Raw genomic sequence first — 17,901 nt, forward strand, 5'->3', positions numbered from 1 at the left:
GAGATGCTTGTTGCTGCAGGGAAGCCGCACTTGCGGATGTTCCTAATCTGGTCGTGTCCACCATGGGACTGTCCTTCCTCACATTTTGGCGCTGGCTTGATGCTGCACCGTTGCCAGAACAGATAACGCATTTTATCTTGATTTCAAGATACTTAATTTCAAGATTCTTGACATCAGTTGACAGAACCACCCGAAACAGCGAGTATCGGAACAACAAAAACAGTCGATATGTCAGCTAGTTACGCAACCTCTTGTTCCCTTGTAAAAAAGTGCGTCATCTGACTGGAAATGATCTGGAGTTTCCGACCATGACCACCCGGTCAAGCGACACCAAGAAGCCATCGGATCACCTGTTCGGAGATCCGGAAGACCTGCTAATCGACCGTGCGGAGCGCGCGCGCAGGCAATGGCAAAGGGAAATACCCGAGATCGCGGAGCAGTTGTCGCCAATGGTTCTGCTTGGTCGATTGAACGAAGCGTCTCAGGTGATGGGCCGCGACTATCTTGCCCCTGCCTACGCGGATATCGGACTGAAGACGGGTGAATTCGATGTTCTGGCGACCCTCGTGCGGTCCGGCCCCCCCTACAAGCTGACACCGACGGAATTGTACCGGACCACGATGATGAGCTCGGGCGGCATGACGGCCCGGGTCGATAAACTGGAGAAAGCAGGTCTGGTTGAACGCTGCCCGCATCCAGATGACAGGCGGGCACTCACCGTTTGCCTGACCCCAAAGGGACTGGACCTGATAAAGGGACAAATGCCCGACTACATTGCAAAACAGCAGCAGGCGGTGAGCGGGTTAAGCGAAAAAGAACAACAGCAATTGTCAGACCTTCTGGAAAAGCTCATTCGCTCCGTCAACGATCCTCTTGGCAAGACCTGACTGGCGCATAGGCTAGCCAGGCGCCTCTGGTCTGGAAACCACAAGCCACCCCGGCCTTGTGACTTACCGTCACTGTGATGGAAACCCGGATTGTTTTCCTGTCCCAGATGACCAATTCTTGTCCGTAACAACACACCGGGACAACACATCATGCTCAAATGGGTTACGCGCATTCTCGCCATCATGCTTTTCATCCTGCCGGCACAGGCGCAGGAAGAGCTGCAGATCCGGGATATTGAAAAAGGAACCGGCGAAGAAGCAAACGTCGGTGAAACGGTGGTGGTGCACTACACCGGCTGGCTGATGGACGGAACGAAGTTCGACTCCAGCATCGACCGAGGCACGCCATTTTCGTTCACGCTGGGAGAGCGGCGCGTTATTCCCGGTTGGGAAAAAGGCGTCGAGGGCATGCAGGTCGGCGGCAAGCGCGAGCTGATCATTCCGCCGGACATGGCTTACGGGTCCCAAGGCGCAGGCGGGATCATTCCGCCGGATGCAACATTGAAATTCGAAATCGAACTGCTTGAGGTCAAGGCGAAGAAATTCTCCGATATCGACAACGGCACCCTGAAGGCAAAGCTCGCCTCAGGCACCACGGTCATTGATATCCGGCGTCCTGACGAATGGAAGCAAACCGGCGTCATTCCGGGCAGCCATCTGGTTACGTTCTTCAATGACAGTGGCCAGGTGAACCCTGCCTTCGGCAGCGAACTTCAGAAGTTGATTTCCGGCCCCTCGGACGAAGTGGTGTTTATCTGCCAGACGGGGCAACGAAGCCAGGCTCTGTCAGAATATCTCGCCGGACAGGCCGGCTTCACAAACGTGGTCAACGTCGAAAAGGGAATTGCACACTGGATCGAAGATGGCGGCGAAGTCACTCAGGCAGCCTTGCCGGAGAATTGCTGGCTCTGCTGAGTTCGGATCGTCCGCCTTATTCCAGTTGATCTGGAAGAGCTCGTCAGACAAGGCCGCCACCGCTGGTTCAGTGATCCAGTGGCGGCATACGGTTCCAGGCATCGAGCGCGGCGATCTTGTAAGCCTCGGCCAGCGTGGGGTAATTGAAGGTGTTTTCGACGAAATACTCCAGCGTACCACGCAGATTGAGCACGGCCTGGCCGATGTGAACCAGTTCGGTCGCGCCCTCGCCCACAATATGACATCCCAGAAGCCGGCGGGTCTTGAGCGAGAAGATCATCTTCAGCATGCCGGTATCGAGGCCCATGATGTGGCCGCGTGACGTTTCGCGGAAACGGGCAACGCCGCACTCGTAGGGAATGCCGCGTTCCTTGATCTCCTCCTCGGTCATGCCGACAGTCGAAATTTCCGGAACCGCATAGATGCCATAGGGAAAATACTCTGGCGGATCGTAGGCCTTTTCTCCCAATGCCTGGCAGGCTGCAATGCGCCCCTGCTCCATGGATGTCGAGGCAAGGCTCGGAAATCCGATGACATCACCAGCCGCATAGATATGCGGCACGTCGGTCTGAAAAGTCATCGGATCGACCTTCAGACGACCACGGTGGTCCACTTCCAGGCCGCAGCTTTGCAGGTTCAGGTTCGGGGTCGCGCCCATGCGCCCTGCCGCAAACAGGATGACGTTGGACCGGACACTACGGCCGCCTTCCAGCGTGATTTCACATTCTGCGGGACCGTGTTTTTCGATCTTCTGGACCTTTGCCCCGAAGCGCAGCGCAATTCCGCGGTCTCGGAGCTGATGCGTGAAATCGGCAACGAGCTCCTTGTCCAGGAAGTCGAGCATCGTTTCACGCGGCTCGATCAGCGTCACGTGTACATCGAGCGCGGAAAATATCGAGGCATATTCGACACCGATAACACCTGCACCGATGACAGCGACCGACCGGGGCAATTCGCCAAGCTCGAGGATCTCGTCGCTATCGAGAACATATTCTCCATCAAAGGGAACATAGTCGGGACGGAAGGGCTTGGTGCCGACGGCGATGATGAACTTGTCCGAGGTGATGAAATGAACTTCCCCGGCATCGCCCTCCACTTCGATCTTGTGCGGCTCGATGAACCTTGCCTCGCCCCGGATCGTATCGACCTTGTTTCGGGCAAACTGGTGCTCCAGAACCTCGACCTCGTGATTGAGGGTGATGTGCAACCGCGCACGAAGGTCCGCAGCCGTCAGGTCTTCCTTCACCCGGTAGGAGCGACCGTAGAAGCCTCGTTCGCGCCATCCGGTCAGGTTGAGCACGGTCTCACGCAAAGTCTTGGAAGGAATGGTCCCGGTGTGCACCGAAACGCCGCCGACCCGCCGTCCGCGTTCCACCACGAGAACATTATAGCCGAATTTTGCCGCCTGAATCGCCGCCCGGCGCCCGGCCGGTCCGCTGCCGATCACAACCAGATCGTAGTGTTCCATGTGCCCCTCACTGCCAGTTTTCTGTCAGCCACTCGGCCTCCGTTCGTGCGGAGGCACCTTGTTGAAAATCGCTGCACTGCAAAAACAGCATCTTGGCGGAAGGGTCAAGAAGGCAAGCAGAAAATGAAGGTTTTCCGTGAGCTTTGGTGGAGAAGCCGGTCCTGACCAGAACTTGTATCCAGGTTGCAAGACAAACACGGTCGGTCGTCTATATACTCGCCATCGATGAGATTCTCGGTCTCTGCAGAGCCATTTCTCTCACATTTCATGCGACCTTTCAGGAAGCTGAAGTTCGAGAGCGAAACGTAAATATGAAGGACCTTCACGACAGCCAGGCGTGAACGGGTTTCCCAACACTGAAAGGGTCGACCACCGAAATGGGATCATCGCCTTCCCAGACGGCGTGCCGGGCAATGGCATTGCTTGAATGTATTACAGTCAGGCTGCCGCATGCGTTGGTTCTATTCAGTGCGATGCTGCTGTCGCCGATCGATAACGCGAAGGCGGAACAATCCGGGCAATGCCCGATGCATGAAGAGATCGTTCTTGCAGCGGAAGATGCCTTTTTTCCCTATTCAGGCCTTCATGAGGGAGAGCTACGCGGATTTGCAGTGGATCTAGTAACCGCCGCCTTGAGCGCAAAACACTGCGACGTCACGCTTCACGTCATGCCGTACAACAGGTGCATACGCGAGGTCGCGCAGGGCAGACAGCTTGGCTGCTTCGACACCACCGGCTCGGATGAAAACAAGCGTAATTTCATTTTTCACCAGACACCGCTCTTTTTCGGAAAGATCCTGGTTTACAGCCATCCGGACAACACGGCGAAATTTCATCCCGATTTCTTGAAAGACAAGACCTTCTCCGTGGTCAGAGGGTACACCTACACCGACGCCTTCGATGCCGATGAGACGATCTCGAAGGTTGAAGTGGATTCCGATCTGCAGACACTTGCGCTCGTAGCGAAGAGGCGAACCGACTACGCCGTCGCTTACGAAAAGGTCGCCGACTTTCACATCAGCAACAGTCAGGATCTCATTTCCCCAGCCCCCAGGGCTGTCCACGAACTCGCAAGGTTCGGTCTTTTCGTGTCGTTTTCCAAATTGACGCCCGAGCGCTCAAGCGCGGTAGCAGCCCTTCTCGATGAGGGACTGCAGGCCATACAGGAGAATGGGACTTATGAAGATATCGATGCAGCCTGGGACGAATGGCTGAAGCACGGTCTGAAGGATGGGCGCCCCGCGCCGCACTGGAAAAGCCGGTAAAACGTCAGGTAGTCTTTTTTCATTGCCATCCAGAAGCGTATAATCTATCCCTCTTGCCATGAACATGAACCTGAAAGCAGCTTGGTGGTGGCGTCGCGCGAAATAGGCGGCCAGCGATCAGTCATGCTCTGAAGGGATCGAGTATCAAACCAAAGGCCGCCGCGGGACACCGCTGGCGGCCTTGGTTCTTTATAAGGCCGTCACAAAGGCAGCCACCAGAACGGGACCAGAGACATGCCGGTGCTGGCAGACCAGACCTATGAAACCGATTGCGGGATCACCATCCTGCGCACATCGCGCCCTTCTGACTACGAAACCGGAACGTCGGAATGGATCGACCGACTGGATGCCGAAATGGGGGCGGTCCTTTCCTCCTCCTATGAATATCCCGGACGGTATACTCGCTGGGACATGGCGCTGGTGAACCCGCCCCTGGTGATGGAAGCAACGGACAGAAACGTCGAAATCCGTGCGCTGAACGACCGTGGCGGCCTGCTGCTGCCGGCGATTGCCGAAGTGCTGAAAAGACATGACGATGTGGACACGTTCAATGCCGACACCGGCAAGATCCAGCTAACGGTCAAGCGGCCCGACCGGTTGTTCAACGAGGAAGAACGCTCACGCCAGCCGTCTACCTTTTCGATCATCCGTGCCCTGAAGGACATGTTCGCCTGTGGCGATGACCAGCTAGGGCTTTACGGCGCCTTCGGCTATGACGTTGCCTTTCAGTTCGAACCCATCGAACAGAAGCTCGACCGACCGGACGACCAGCGCGACGTCGTCCTGTTTTTGCCGGATGAGATCCTGATCGTCGATCACCACGGCAAGCGCGCCTACGTGCTGGAATATGACTTTGTTGTCGGTGGTCGTACCACCAAGGGAATGGAGCGGACGGGAGCCAAGCAGCAGTATACTCCGGCGAACCGTGACCCTGGCCGCGGTGATCATGAACCTGGCGAATATGCAAAGCTCGTCGAAAAGGCTAAGGACTACTTCCGCCGGGGTGATCTGTTCGAGACCGTGCCCGGCCAGACCTTCTACGAGCCCTGCGCCAATCCACCGTCCGCCGTTTCGCGGCGCCTCGCCCAGATCAACCCTTCCCCCTATTCTTTCTTCTTCAATCTCGGCAACCAGGAATATCTCGTCGGCGCTTCGCCGGAGATGTACGTACGGGTCACCGGTGGTCGCCGGGTGGAAACCTGCCCGATTTCCGGAACGATCCGGCGCGGCAAGAACGCCATTGAAGACGAAGCCCAAATCCGCAAGCTGCTGAACTCTGCCAAAGACGAAGCGGAACTGACCATGTGTTCCGATGTCGACCGCAACGACAAGAGCCGCGTCTGCGTTCCCGGCTCTGTTCGGGTGATCGGGCGGCGGCAGATCGAGATGTACTCCCGGCTGATCCATACGGTGGACCACATAGAAGGCATCCTGCGCGAAGACATGGATGCGCTCGATGCTTTCCTCTCCCACACCTGGGCGGTGACCGTGACAGGCGCGCCCAAACGCTGGGCCATGCAGTTTATCGAAGACCACGAAAAGTCCCCACGCGCCTGGTATGGCGGCGCAATTGGTGCCGTGCTCTTTAATGGAGACATGAACACCGGCCTGACGTTGCGCACCGTGCGCATCAAGGATGGCACAGCCCAGATCCGTGCCGGCGCGACCCTGCTGTACGACAGTGTTCCGGAAGACGAGGAAGCGGAAACCGAACTGAAGGCGGAAGCCATGCGGGCAGCCGTTCGCGAGGCCGGTCTTGCCGTCAACGCGCAGGAAAAGCGCGAGGACCGGAAACCCGGCAAAGGTATGAAGATCCTGCTGGTCGATCACGAAGACAGTTTCGTGCACACGCTTGCCAACTATTTCCGCCAGACCGGCGCAGATGTCGTTACCTACCGAACCCCGGTGGCAGACCACGTCTTTCACGACGTCAATCCGGATCTGGTGGTCCTGTCTCCCGGCCCAGGCAATCCCAAGGACTTCGACTGTGCCGCCACCATCGGCCGGGCTCGCGCGCGCGCCTTGCCCATCTTCGGTGTCTGCCTCGGGCTGCAGGCGCTCTCCGAATACTTCGGGGCGGAACTGGGCCAGCTTGACGTACCGATGCACGGCAAGCCATCGCCGATTTCCGTTTCCGGAAACTCGTTGCTGTTTGAAGGCCTCAACGCCCCGGTGGTCGTCGGCCGCTACCACTCGCTTTACGCCAAACGGGAAACGGTGCCGGCAGATATCCGCGTGACTGCGGAAACCGACGACGGGATCGTGATGGCGATAGAACATGAGAAAGAAGCGATCGCGGCGGTGCAATTCCATCCGGAGTCGATCATGTCTCTGGATCAGGATGCCGGCCACAAGATTATAGAAAACGTGGTTACACGCCTTGTTGCGTCAAAAGACCAACAGGTGGCTGCAGCTTCCTGATTTGCGAGCAGCAGGGCAATGTCAGCCCTCTCCTAACGTTGAAATCACGAACGGCGCCGTTGATGGCGCCGTTTCACTTTTTCTATTCAACGTCTTGTTTCTCAATACCGTTTACCCACGCGCGCGAATGGTGCCGGCCCATTTCGTTCCTGAAACTTGGTGTTCCACATCTGAAAATTTCGTGACTGAAAAATCAGGAACGATACCGGGTGTCATTGCATTTTCTCCCCGACCGCCTCAACGGCACGGACCTCAAGTCAGGTTTCAGCGAGTTGAAGGTGTCTCACGAAGCAAAGGAGAAAACCAATGCTTACCCTTAAGAAGACAATCGTTCCGCTCATGAGCGCATTCATCGCCTCCACGGCAATGGTCAGCTTCGCACAGGCGGAAGACCCTTGCGGCAGCGACGGAAGCGGCGACAAGCCAATCGTTGCATGTCCTGAAGCAAACGCAGCAGCTGCGGCTGACGCACCGGTTGATGCCCCCAAAGCAATGGTGGGCGACCTTGACGGCGACGAACCGTTGACAGCCGAACAGCAGGTTGAAGGCCGTGTTGAAAGCCACGCTTCAACCAAAATGGACCTGGACGGCAATCAGGCAACCAACCAGCCGCTCATGGACAAGACCGACGGCAACGATTCCTGATTGAGCCGTCGAAAAACAGTCGCGCCGAACCGGCGCGGCTTTTTTTCTTTCAACTCCCGGCACCCTCGTGATTTTTGTCACGATTTTTCCCGCAACCTGAGGTAAAGCTGACGCAGTTTTTTTGAAGGAGATTTTCCTTGCATATTCTGCTTGCAGCTCTTGGCATTTTAGCCGCTGGCGCTTTTTGGATCTATCGAGTTCGCAGGGTCGCCGACAACACCAGGGTGGTGCTTGATGCTGCTCAAGACATCAAGGCAGCCGCGCGGCGTTTCGGTTTCAGGACACGAGCAAACCAGCACCCGGCGGAAGGTGTCGATGACCCTCGTGTTTCGGCTGCAGCTCTGCTGGTCCTCGTCGCCGAAACCGATGGCGGCATTTCCAGAGCCGAACAGGATATGATCCTGGAACAGCTTCAGTCGGTGTTTGCAATGCCTGCCGGTGAAGTGGAGGAACTGTTCCAGTTTGCCAAATGGCTCGCCAACCAGAGCAGCAATCCGGACGACATGATCCGGCGCCTCATCAAACGTACGGTAAATCTTGGCGGTCGCGACACTCTGCCAGATTTGATCCGCATGGTCAGTGCGGTGGGAAAGGCCGACACCGGAACCCTTACAGACGACACCCAACAAGTGATCGAGCGTCTCAAACAACTGAATGCCTGAGATCTAATTTTACGTTACGTAACTTTAGTATCGAAAGATAAGTTCTGCATCTTCGTTTCGCATGTTTCAGCATGATTTGAAGACTGCTTTGCCAAAAGAAAGTTGATTAACAGATTACAACAGAGTTCTATAGATATACGCAGTCTGATTTATTCAGCCTTCACTGTTGAAAAGTATAAATACCAAATCCTGTCAAAACAGGTTTCAGGGAGACATGATGGCCGTAAGCGTACCAGAGGCAAGGAAACGCCGGGTTCGGTCGTGGGGTGACGCATGCCGCCGCCTCGTGGCGGCAGCCATTGTGATGTTTCCCTTTTATGGTCAACCTTCCGCAGCCGAAGACGGCGCGTCGTTGAAGAACCACATCCTTGGTCTTGGAACCTGCCCTCCCTGGAACCCGCAATCGGTCGAAATCTGCCGTTACAGCGTGGACAAGGTGATGTCCTCACTGGCCCCAAGGCTCGACGCCGGGCCAGACCGGCAACACTTGCTTGTCAACGAGGGCGCCAGTGCTGCGGCTCTCAAACTCAAGGCAACCGAACTTGCCAACAAGCTCGGACCTGAAGACCGGCTGGTGATCTATGCCAACTTGCCACTTGGTGTTGTCGAGCAAACCGGCACTGGTGACCAAACCAACTATGCGCTGGAGCTCTGGGCCAGTGCCAAGCCCGAGACAACGCTTCAGGCGATCAGCGACGGAACCTGGATGTCTGCTTCCGCATTTGCGGCGCTGATCCACGCCATTCCTGCTGGCGAAGTCATTCTGATACTGGACACCAACAATCCTCAGGCGTTCGACCTTGGCCTTCTTGAACATCATGCGGTCGATAACAAGAACAGGCCGGAAGCGTTGGTCATTTCCTCAGGTCCAGGCCAGTTAGCCAATTATTCCGCAGACCGTACGATATCGCTGTTCGGAAAGCATCTCGCTGTCGCGTTGCACGCTGGCGAAGGCACCCTGCAAGACATCGTGACGACGGCTGTCAACGGCACCCGGCAGGCGGCCATTCCCATCTGCGCGGAACTCAAGGAAAAGCGCGGCGAGACAACCGAACCGCAGCCCGACTGCACCCAGGTGCCGGAAATACACGATCCCGATGCCCTGCTGAACAGGACCGTGCTTCTGCCACTGTCGGAATCCAACGTGAACTGAAGCAGGCGTCTAGCTGGCCAGGTGCTTCTGGTTGGCCGCTTCAAACACCTGCAGCCCGCCGAACTTCAGCCGATCGAGTGCCTCACTCACTTCTTCCGGGATACTCCGGACAAGTTTGGACGTTGGTGCGGGCATTCCGATCAGATAACCCTGAGCTTCGTGGCATCCGCGCTGTGCCAACAGGCAGAGCTTTTCCGTGTCTTCCACGCCTTCGGCGACGACGCGCATCTTGAGAGCCTTGCCGAGCCTGACCACCGTTTCGATGATCGCCAATGAACCGTAATTGCGCTGTGCTTCGGAAACGAAGGACCGGTCGATCTTGATGCAATCGAAGGGAAAGCGGCTCAGGTAGCTGAGGGACGAATAACCGACGCCGAAATCGTCCAGCGCTATTTTCACCCCGATTTCCTTCAGGCGCGTCAGCACCGCCAATGCTCTGGCGTCGTCTTCAATCAGGGTGTTTTCTGTGATTTCCAGTTCGATCCGTCCTGCCGGAACACCTGACGTTTCGATGGCTCTGCGAACGTCATCGACAAAATCCCGATCGCGGAACTGAACCGGGCTGACGTTGATACTGATGCTGGCAGTCGTGATTGTCGAGGAGGCTATCCTCAAGGCTTCAGCCAACACATATTTGCCGATCGGAACGATCTGTCCGGAAGCCTCCGCGACGGGAATGAACTCGGCAGGACTGACAAGCCCACGCTCCGGATGGTTCCAGCGGATGAGCGCTTCATAGCTGACGATACGCGCGGATGCCAGGCACATGCGCGGCTGGAAAAACAACTCGAATTCGCCCGCTGAGAGTGCCGTATTCATGTCCTTTTCCAAGGCCCTGCGCTGGCGAACTTCATCCCCCATGCCCGGCTGGAAGACACAATAGGTATGCCGTCCGCCGTTCTTGGCATTGTAAAGCGCGATGTCGGCATTGGAGATGACCTGGTCTTCGGCGTCGTATCCGGTCATCAGCGCAACACCGATGCTTGCTCCCGGTTTCAGTATTAGCCCGTGGCCACAGTCGATCGGCTCCGACAGGGACTTGACCAGACGCATGGCCATATCCTCTGCCTGATTGGCGAATTGGATGCCGTTCTGGATGATCGCAAACTCATCGCCGCCGAGGCGTGAAACCGTATCACCGTGGCGGCACGAGTGGCGCAAACGCTCTGCGGTGACCCGGATGACGATGTCACCGACCGGGTGACCGTGCAGATCGTTGATATCCTTGAAGCGGTCCAGATCTATGATCAGAAGGGCTGCCGATATACCATGCTGCTTGCACTTGCCGATGGTCTGTTTGAGCTCGGCATTGAAGACGGCGCGATTGGGCAGGTCCGTCAACGGATCGTGCTGGGCAAGGTGCAGGATCTGTGCCTCAGCCTTCTTGCGCTCCCTCAGGTCAACCAGAGCGGAGACGCGGGTCGGAATGCCGCGATAGGAAATGACACGGGTGCGGATCTCGACGGGCACACGCTCACCAGAGCGGTTGATCAGAGTGACTTCCCTCGGTTCCTTTTCCGCCTTGACCAGATGCTCCTCGAGCGTGCCGGCGAGTTCATTGTCGACAAACTCGTATAGTCCGCGCATCTCGAGTTCGTCGATCGGATAGCCGATGAGATCCTCGAAGGTCTTGTTACCGTCCAGGATCCGTCCGTCGACCGAAATGACGATTGCATCGAATGTGGCGTTGGCAAGGGCCGACAGGCGTTCAGCCTCTTCGCGCGTCCGCTTGGCATCTGCGGCACGATTGTGAGCCTGTTCCTCGTTCTGAACGGTATCCATGAGCGCATTGAACAGACGCGTCAGGCGCTCTGAATCATCGCCCTTGGCAACTTCCAGCCTCATCGAGAGGTCCGCCTTGCCGGCAATCAGGCGATCAAGGGCATCTTCCACATGTCCGATACCAAGCCGCGTGCCGTGCTCCGCCTCGTTGAGGCCAAGATCCTCGCTTGCAAGGTCGAGCCGGATCGGCTGCATCTTGTTCAAGACGGACAGCACGAGCCAACCGGACCCGAAACTCCAGACAAAGCAGGCAAGCGCTCCGGTGAACTGGACCAGAAACTGCGGCAGATGCGCTCCCAGCGGCAACTGGTCTGCTGGTGCCAGAAGCGCCAGTCCCAGCGTACCGGCAACGCCTGAAAATCCGTGTACGCTGATTGCACCGACGGGATCGTCAATCTTCAGGACACGTTCCAGAAGGACCGCACCGAAAATGGCAACGGCACCACCGACGGCGCCGATCACCAGTGCACCGACCGGGGTCAGAAGATGGCAACCGGCAGTGACGGCAACCAGGCCACCCAATAGCCCCGAGATCGAGTTTTCCGGCAGAATGACCTTGTCTTTCTGACGGCCAAGAAGATACCCCGCCCCGGTGCCAGCCGCGGCGGCAAGAACGGTGTTCGCGAGGATCATCGGCACATGCCAGGAGGCGGCAAGTGTGGAGCCGCCGTTGAAGCCAAGCCAGCCGACAAAAAGGATTAACGCACCAGACGTTGCAAGAACGGAACTGTGGCCCTGAATGCGATAGGCCCGCCCGTCGACTCCGAAGCGGCCGGATCTCGGCCCCAGGATCACACAGGCAGCCAGCGCGATCCATGCGCCCGTGCCATGGACCACCGTTGACCCGGCGAAATCGACAAAGCCGATGTTGGCAAGCATTGCCGTGGCATCTGAAAACAGCGCCTGTCCCCACGCCCAATGCGCAAACACAGGGTAGATCAGCCCGGCGGTCAGCACGGAACACCAGATGTACGCTGAAAGGCGCATGCGTTCAGCCACCGCACCGGAAATGATTGTTGCCGCCGTACCGCAGAACATGACCTGAAAGGCGAAGATGGTCAGACCCCAGGGATCAAGGTCGGACAGACCGAACAGCCGCGTGTCAAATCCCCCGAACCAGCTTCCGCCGGCGCCGAATGCCAGCGAAAAGCCAAAGACCGCAAAGATCAGAACGGAGACGGCGAGATCGAGAAGGTTCTTCTGGGCAACGTTGATCGAGTTCTTGGAACGGACGAGGCCAGCTTCCAGCAACATGAAACCAACTTGCATCAACAAAACCAGCCCGGCTGCAAACAGCACCCAGACCATGTCCAGGCTTTTCTGGAAAGTCGCCAGCTCCATTGTCTGCGCGGCCATTGCCGGTTCCGCCACCAGAAAACCGGCACCGCAGAGAACGGATCTAGTGTATGCCGCCCGGCTCATGATGTATTTGCCCCACTGTTCGAAAACATGGGCATGATTTCGCCGAGAGGTTAATTCTGTCTTGCTAATTTTGTCAGGTCTTTTACTGCAAAATGGATGCCCAATTCTTCAGCAAACCCGCCAAAATTCCAACGAGCAAAAATTTCAATTTAAGTAATTGAAATACTTGCCCAAAATCCTCTCAACCACGCCAACTCCAACGACGTGCCGGGTATATTCCACCAAAAAACATGCTCAAAATTAAAGCAGCTAACAATCTGTAAAAGTTGAAGAATTTCCGCTGTTACTTGCCAACAGGCGGCTTCACATCAACTCACACAAGCGGATTGCAGGGGCATCTGTTTCAACGACCCTGCAGTATCCAACCGGAAGTCTCACCAGCAAGCGCACATGCCTGCCCGGCAATGGCCTCACCAGTTCCTGCAACAGCTGCCTCCGCCTGGCGCACCGCTACCATACCCTTGAGCCGGGCAGTCAGCCACGTCCAGTCTTGAGGATCCACACTCACCTCTCCCGTTGCACTTCGTGGAGGGATCTCCCGGAAGCCATCGTCCTGGGCCTCGGCAATCGCAAAGCGGAAAACATAGTTCGGGGTCATGCCCATGCGCAGATCGGAAATGACGAGCTTTCCGTCGTCCAGTTCGGCCCTGTAGTAGCCATGGCTGAACCAGTTCAGTTTCCGGAAGGCTTGCGTATCTTCAACACAGGCAACGAGTTCCGGGTGTCGAGGATGGGTATAGATCTCCGGTTTCCCGCCCTCGTCCAGAAGCGAATAATACAGATTGTCGTAGCGGTCTTCCTGAAGGCCGATAACCTTCCAGACGAGAATGTTGAAGGGAGCCGCAATTGCAAAAACCTTGTCCGGAAGAATGCCTTCATGCCTGAAAAGATCTTGCGCCTTCTGCTCGACATGACGCTGAAGGACGACGCTCAGGCCAAGATATCCGGTCGAAACCACCAGCGCAGCCGTCATCCAGGCCTGAAAGCGTCGTGTCCAGTTTTTCCTGAACAGAGCCCAGATCACGACGGCCAAAAGAGGCAGGGTATAGAGCGGATCAATAATAAACACCGACCCGACGCCGACGGGATCCGGATAAAAAGGCCAGAACAGCCGCGTGCCGTAGACCGTCATTGCATCAATGCCTGCATGGGTGGCAAGACACAGGAAGACAGTGAGCCAGGTCAGCCAGCGGCAGTCCCTCAAGCCCTTGAACAGCCTTATCAGCCCCTCGCCCAACAATGGCGCCGCCAATGCATGTACAAAGACCGAATGGGTCCAGCCACGATGGTAGACGAAACTGTCGATGGGATCGTCATAGGGGATCAGGACATCCAGGTCCGGCAACGTCCCGAGGACCCCGCCGATTAGAGCAGCCTTTCTGGGGCCAAGTTTTTTGCCAAGGAATGCTGTGGAGACGGCTGCGCCGAGAACAAACTGGGTAAGAGAATCCATCTACTGCCTTGGATCTGAACCGGAAGATAAGCCGGATATGTGCGGCGGAAGCATGCGAATGGCAAGGGTCTTGGACGAATTGATTTCCCGAACCACCAACTAGCCTTCAGGCTGAAGCGATTGTCTTGCCTTGTCATAACCTTGAAATGACAAACGCCCCGCGGCCTATCGGGCGCAGGGCGTTGCAATTTCGGTATGCCGAATTTCAGTTCAGCTCGTCGTCAGTCGACCACCCGGAAGGCGCCCTTGGAAGCGCTGGTGGTCAGTTTGGCGTAGGCGCGAAGTGCCGTTGAAACCTTGCGCTTGCGGATCTCGACCGGCTTCCAGGCCTGATCGCCCTTTGCTTCCATTGCAGCGCGGCGTTCGGCAAAGACTGAATCCGGCAGATCGACCTTCAGAACACGGTTCGGAATATCGATCACGATAGGATCGCCTTCCTCGACCAGTCCGATAGCACCGCCTTCGGCAGCTTCCGGCGAAATGTGGCCAATGGACAGGCCCGAAGAACCACCCGAGAAACGGCCATCGGTGATCAACGCGCAGGCTTTCCCGAGACCCTTGGATTTCAGGTAGCTGGTCGGATAGAGCATTTCCTGCATGCCCGGACCACCGCGCGGACCTTCGTAGCGGATCAGCACCACGTCGCCTTCCTTGACCTTGTTGGTCAGGATCGCGGAGACGGCACTGTCCTGGCTCTCGAAGATCCGAGCCGGACCGGAAAACTTCAGGATGCTTTCATCAACACCGGCAGTCTTCACCACACAGCCATCCTCGGCAATGTTGCCGTAAAGCACGGCGAGGCCGCCATCCTTGCTGTAGGCATGTTCCGCCTCGCGGATGACACCGGTCTTGCGGTCGATGTCGAGATCGTCCCAGCGACGCTCCTGGCTGAAGGCAACCTGTGTCGGCACACCGCCCGGTGCTGCACTGAAGAACTTGTGCACGCTCTCGGAGTTCGTCTGGCGGATATCCCAACGCGAGAGTGCTTCCTTCATCGTGGCCGAATGAACTGTCGGAAGGTCGGTATGGAGCAGCCCTGCCCGGTCCAGTTCACCGAGAATACCCATGATGCCGCCCGCCCGGTGGACGTCTTCCATGTGGATGTTTTCGACCGCGGGCGCGACCTTGCAGAGCACCGGAACCTGTTTCGACAGACGGTCGATGTCATCGATGGTGAAGCCGATTTCGCCTTCATGGGACGCTGCCAGAAGGTGCAGGATCGTGTTGGTGGATCCGCCCATGGAGATATCGAGGCTCATGGCGTTCTCGAACGCCTTGAAGTTCGCAATGTTCCGCGGCAGCACGCTTTCGTCGTCCTGCTCGTAGTAGCGTTTAGCAAGATCGACGATCAGATGCCCCGCTTCCACGAAAAGCCGTTCGCGATCTGCGTGGGTTGCCAGCGTCGAACCGTTGCCCGGCAAGGCCAGGCCAAGGGCTTCCGTCAGGCAGTTCATGGAGTTCGCCGTGAACATGCCCGAGCAGGAGCCGCATGTCGGGCAGGCATTCTGTTCCATTGTCAGAACGTCTGCATCGGACATCCGGTCGTCGGCAGCGGCAATCATCGCGTCGATCAGGTCGACAGACTTGGCAACGCCATTTTCCAGCACCACCTTGCCGGCTTCCATCGGCCCGCCGGAAACGAAGACAACCGGAATGTTGAGCCGCATGGCAGCGTTCAGCATGCCCGGGGTAATCTTGTCGCAGTTGGAAATACAGACCAGCGCATCTGCGCAATGGCCGTTGACCATGTATTCAACCGCATCGGAAATCACTTCGCGCGAGGGCAGCGAATAGAGCATGCCATCGTGACCCATGGCGATACCGTCATCGACCGCGATGGTGTTGAATTCCTTGGCGACACCGCCAGCCTTTTCCACTTCTCGGGCAACCAGCTGGCCGAGGTCCTTCAGATGGACGTGGCCCGGCACAAACTGTGTGAAGGAGTTGGCGATGGCGATGATCGGCTTGCCGAAGTCGTCGTCCTTCATGCCGGTCGCGCGCCAAAGGCCGCGCGCACCAGCCATGTTGCGGCCGTGAGTGGATGTTCTGGAACGATACGGGGGCATTTTCGTTTCTCCCTACGTGTGCAGGCCTTTGTCCCTCCGGCGCGACGTGCTGCCGGAGCGGATCAGGTTTCCGCGCCCGATTTAGCTCTGATATGGGTTTGACAGGTTTTTTTGCCGAACGAAAGGCCGGAATGGGAAAAAAGAGTACGCTCCGGTACGGTTACCAGTCACAGCCGTGGTCGATGTTGAAATCACTCCGGTTTATTGCCTTCGATATGCCCCCGGCGACGTCCCGACAATTCGTTTGAAGGCCCTTGCAAATGCTGCTTCGGACTCGTAGCCGAGCCCGATGGCAATCTCCGCCAGTGTACGCTTTCCTTCCCTCAGATCCATTCGTGCCAATTGCATGCGCCAATGCAGGGCATACTGCATGGCACCTTCCCCGGTCAGTTGCTTGAAGCGCGCGGCAAACGCGGAACGTGACATACCAGCCCTTTCCGCCAACCGGGCAATGGTCCAGCCTTCTTGCGGAGCCCGGTGAAAGGCCTGCAGGGCCCGCCCGATCTTTGGATCGCGCAAGGCTGCAAGCCAACCTGTTCCAAGCGCCTCGTTGCTCTGCAGCCACGCCCGGATCGCCTGTACGACGAGAATATCCGTCAGGCGTGTCAGCACCGTTTCTCCGCCCGGCTGCGGATTGCATGCCTCTTCTGCCAGGTATTTCAGCGTGCTGTAGATCCATGGGCCGGCGTGCTGAGCGAAGGTGTCCAATCGTATGACCGGGGGCAACAGCTGCTGCAGTCGTTCGGCAGCCGCGTGGTCAAGCTTCAACACACCACAGGTCATCCGGGTGACGGCCCCGCCCCCACCAAATACCATGGTTTCGTAGGAGGGGCTGTGTCGGATGGCAGGAATGTCGAACAGAGGCGTCGCGACAGCTTCGGCATCACTACTCATGACAACCGGTTTGCCATGCGGCAAGAGCACAAGCTGCCCGGCGGTCAAGGAAATCGTCTCGCAGTGCTCCGTCTGCAGCAAACAACTCCCCTCGGTCACCACCAGAAGAACCATCTGCCCACCCATGTCCGGAACATCAATTGCCCAGGGAGCTGACAGTTCGGGATTGCAGTAGAAGGTTCCCGTGAGCCTTAGAAGATGCAACACATCGCCAAGCGGGGCAAAATCCAGCGAGGGCGAGGATTGGTCGGCTTGCAAGACCGGGCTCGGCAAGGACATCAGGAACTCCCACTTGAACGCTGGTCACCCGCCCAGAAATCTGGACGATCTGCAAGTTTTCTTATTCTTTATATCATAGATCATCTGACGCACGTATCAGATCCTGGATTCCAGTTCAAACGAACCGGAGACAGCCAATGAACACCCTGAGCAAAAAAGCCGCCCTCGCCCTGTCCGCCCTGACCTTTCTGGTGATCGGCTCCCTGATCGTCTTTGCGCCGGAGCTTCTGTTTTCTTCAAACGGAATAACCCTCAATCCTTCCGCGGCGATGATGAGCGAGGTTCGCTCACCCGGCGTCCTCATCTTGCTGGCGTGTTTCGCCGCTTCGATGGGTCTTTTCTATCGTTCGTGGGAGACAATCGGATTGCTGGCGTCCGCCGCCTTGCTGCTTGGCTATGGCGCAGGCCGGCTTGTCAGCCTGGCCCTCGACGGCATGCCCCCTGCACCACTTGTCGCCGCGACCGCAGTGGAGTTGGGACTTGGCTGCTGGTGTGCCGCTCAACTGCTTGTCAGCAGGGCAAATCCCCCTTTGCACGCATAAAAAGAAAGCCGGTGCGGGTCGAAACCCTGCACCGGCTATCCTTCAGA

Annotated in this window: 13 protein-coding genes; 8 read left to right on the forward strand and 5 right to left on the reverse strand. The window is 57.2% G+C overall.

Annotated features, from left to right (window positions below):
* Nucleotides 1–308: 308 nt before the first annotated feature.
* Both HCG46_RS18490 and HCG46_RS18495 read left to right on the forward strand, forming a co-directional pair.
* On the forward strand, nucleotides 309–887 hold the full coding sequence (locus HCG46_RS18490) for a MarR family winged helix-turn-helix transcriptional regulator (protein WP_023014493.1): 579 nt from the start codon (nucleotides 309–311) through the stop codon (nucleotides 885–887).
* 150 nt (nucleotides 888–1,037) lie between these two features.
* The gene (locus HCG46_RS18495; protein ID WP_168687022.1) at nucleotides 1,038–1,802 is read left to right on the forward strand and encodes an FKBP-type peptidyl-prolyl cis-trans isomerase; all 765 of its coding nucleotides are present in this window, start codon (nucleotides 1,038–1,040) and stop codon (nucleotides 1,800–1,802) included.
* Between the two features lie 67 nt (nucleotides 1,803–1,869).
* Here the strand turns inward: HCG46_RS18495 and sthA are convergent, their stop codons facing one another.
* Nucleotides 1,870–3,270 (reverse strand): Si-specific NAD(P)(+) transhydrogenase, encoded by a 1,401-nt coding sequence (sthA, locus tag HCG46_RS18500; RefSeq protein WP_023004084.1) that lies wholly within the window; start codon nucleotides 3,268–3,270, stop codon nucleotides 1,870–1,872.
* A gap of 413 nt (nucleotides 3,271–3,683) precedes the next feature.
* Here sthA and HCG46_RS18505 point away from each other — a divergent pair, with 413 nt between their 5' ends.
* From HCG46_RS18505 to HCG46_RS18525, 5 genes are all read left to right on the forward strand, one after another.
* The gene (locus tag HCG46_RS18505) at nucleotides 3,684–4,535 is read left to right on the forward strand and encodes a transporter substrate-binding domain-containing protein (RefSeq protein WP_168687023.1); all 852 of its coding nucleotides are present in this window, start codon (nucleotides 3,684–3,686) and stop codon (nucleotides 4,533–4,535) included.
* 234 nt (nucleotides 4,536–4,769) lie between these two features.
* Entirely contained in the window at nucleotides 4,770–6,956 is a 2,187-nt protein-coding gene (locus HCG46_RS18510; protein ID WP_168687024.1) for an anthranilate synthase component I, read from the forward strand.
* A 306-nt stretch (nucleotides 6,957–7,262) separates the two neighbouring features.
* The gene (locus tag HCG46_RS18515; protein ID WP_168687025.1) at nucleotides 7,263–7,601 is read left to right on the forward strand and encodes a hypothetical protein; all 339 of its coding nucleotides are present in this window, start codon (nucleotides 7,263–7,265) and stop codon (nucleotides 7,599–7,601) included.
* A 137-nt stretch (nucleotides 7,602–7,738) separates the two neighbouring features.
* On the forward strand, nucleotides 7,739–8,263 hold the full coding sequence (locus HCG46_RS18520; protein WP_023004079.1) for a TerB family tellurite resistance protein: 525 nt from the start codon (nucleotides 7,739–7,741) through the stop codon (nucleotides 8,261–8,263).
* A 217-nt stretch (nucleotides 8,264–8,480) separates the two neighbouring features.
* On the forward strand, nucleotides 8,481–9,416 hold the full coding sequence (locus HCG46_RS18525) for a hypothetical protein (RefSeq protein ID WP_209009522.1): 936 nt from the start codon (nucleotides 8,481–8,483) through the stop codon (nucleotides 9,414–9,416).
* 9 nt (nucleotides 9,417–9,425) lie between these two features.
* On the opposite strand, the gene amt is transcribed toward HCG46_RS18525, so the two are convergent.
* The 4 genes from amt to HCG46_RS18545 all read right to left on the reverse strand — a co-directional run bounded on the left by amt (nucleotide 9,426) and on the right by HCG46_RS18545 (nucleotide 17,312).
* The gene (gene amt, locus HCG46_RS18530; RefSeq protein WP_209009523.1) at nucleotides 9,426–12,620 is read right to left on the reverse strand and encodes an ammonium transporter; all 3,195 of its coding nucleotides are present in this window, start codon (nucleotides 12,618–12,620) and stop codon (nucleotides 9,426–9,428) included.
* Nucleotides 12,621–12,963: 343 nt separating this feature from the next.
* The gene (locus HCG46_RS18535; RefSeq protein WP_168687026.1) at nucleotides 12,964–14,073 is read right to left on the reverse strand and encodes a metal-dependent hydrolase; all 1,110 of its coding nucleotides are present in this window, start codon (nucleotides 14,071–14,073) and stop codon (nucleotides 12,964–12,966) included.
* Nucleotides 14,074–14,294: 221 nt separating this feature from the next.
* Nucleotides 14,295–16,139, reverse strand: a complete 1,845-nt coding sequence (ilvD, locus tag HCG46_RS18540) for a dihydroxy-acid dehydratase (RefSeq protein WP_152511049.1) — start codon at nucleotides 16,137–16,139, stop codon at nucleotides 14,295–14,297.
* 201 nt (nucleotides 16,140–16,340) lie between these two features.
* A complete protein-coding gene (locus tag HCG46_RS18545; protein ID WP_168687027.1) occupies nucleotides 16,341–17,312 on the reverse strand; it encodes an AraC family transcriptional regulator in 972 nt (323 codons plus the stop codon).
* Nucleotides 17,313–17,449: 137 nt separating this feature from the next.
* Here HCG46_RS18545 and HCG46_RS18550 point away from each other — a divergent pair, with 137 nt between their 5' ends.
* Nucleotides 17,450–17,854 (forward strand): DUF4345 domain-containing protein, encoded by a 405-nt coding sequence (locus HCG46_RS18550; RefSeq protein ID WP_168687028.1) that lies wholly within the window; start codon nucleotides 17,450–17,452, stop codon nucleotides 17,852–17,854.
* Nucleotides 17,855–17,901: the final 47 nt, after the last annotated feature.

Source organism: Labrenzia sp. PO1, assembly GCF_012273635.1.
Lineage (GTDB): Bacteria > Pseudomonadota > Alphaproteobacteria > Rhizobiales > Stappiaceae > Roseibium > Roseibium algicola.

Bases quoted from the DNA above. Each gene is read 5' to 3' on its own strand.
- HCG46_RS18525 (WP_209009522.1), top strand. From the start codon at position 8,481: ATGGCCGTAAGCGTACCAGAGGCAAGGAAACGCCGGGTTCGGTCGTGG.
- HCG46_RS18490 (WP_023014493.1), top strand. From the start codon at position 309: ATGACCACCCGGTCAAGCGACACCAAGAAGCCATCGGATCACCTGTTC.
- ilvD (WP_152511049.1), bottom strand. From the start codon at position 16,139: ATGCCCCCGTATCGTTCCAGAACATCCACTCACGGCCGCAACATGGCT.
- HCG46_RS18550 (WP_168687028.1), top strand. From the start codon at position 17,450: ATGAACACCCTGAGCAAAAAAGCCGCCCTCGCCCTGTCCGCCCTGACC.
- HCG46_RS18515 (WP_168687025.1), top strand. From the start codon at position 7,263: ATGCTTACCCTTAAGAAGACAATCGTTCCGCTCATGAGCGCATTCATC.
- HCG46_RS18510 (WP_168687024.1), top strand. From the start codon at position 4,770: ATGCCGGTGCTGGCAGACCAGACCTATGAAACCGATTGCGGGATCACC.
- HCG46_RS18535 (WP_168687026.1), bottom strand. From the start codon at position 14,073: ATGGATTCTCTTACCCAGTTTGTTCTCGGCGCAGCCGTCTCCACAGCA.
- HCG46_RS18545 (WP_168687027.1), bottom strand. From the start codon at position 17,312: ATGTCCTTGCCGAGCCCGGTCTTGCAAGCCGACCAATCCTCGCCCTCG.
- sthA (WP_023004084.1), bottom strand. From the start codon at position 3,270: ATGGAACACTACGATCTGGTTGTGATCGGCAGCGGACCGGCCGGGCGC.
- HCG46_RS18505 (WP_168687023.1), top strand. From the start codon at position 3,684: ATGGCATTGCTTGAATGTATTACAGTCAGGCTGCCGCATGCGTTGGTT.
- amt (WP_209009523.1), bottom strand. From the start codon at position 12,620: ATGAGCCGGGCGGCATACACTAGATCCGTTCTCTGCGGTGCCGGTTTT.
- HCG46_RS18495 (WP_168687022.1), top strand. From the start codon at position 1,038: ATGCTCAAATGGGTTACGCGCATTCTCGCCATCATGCTTTTCATCCTG.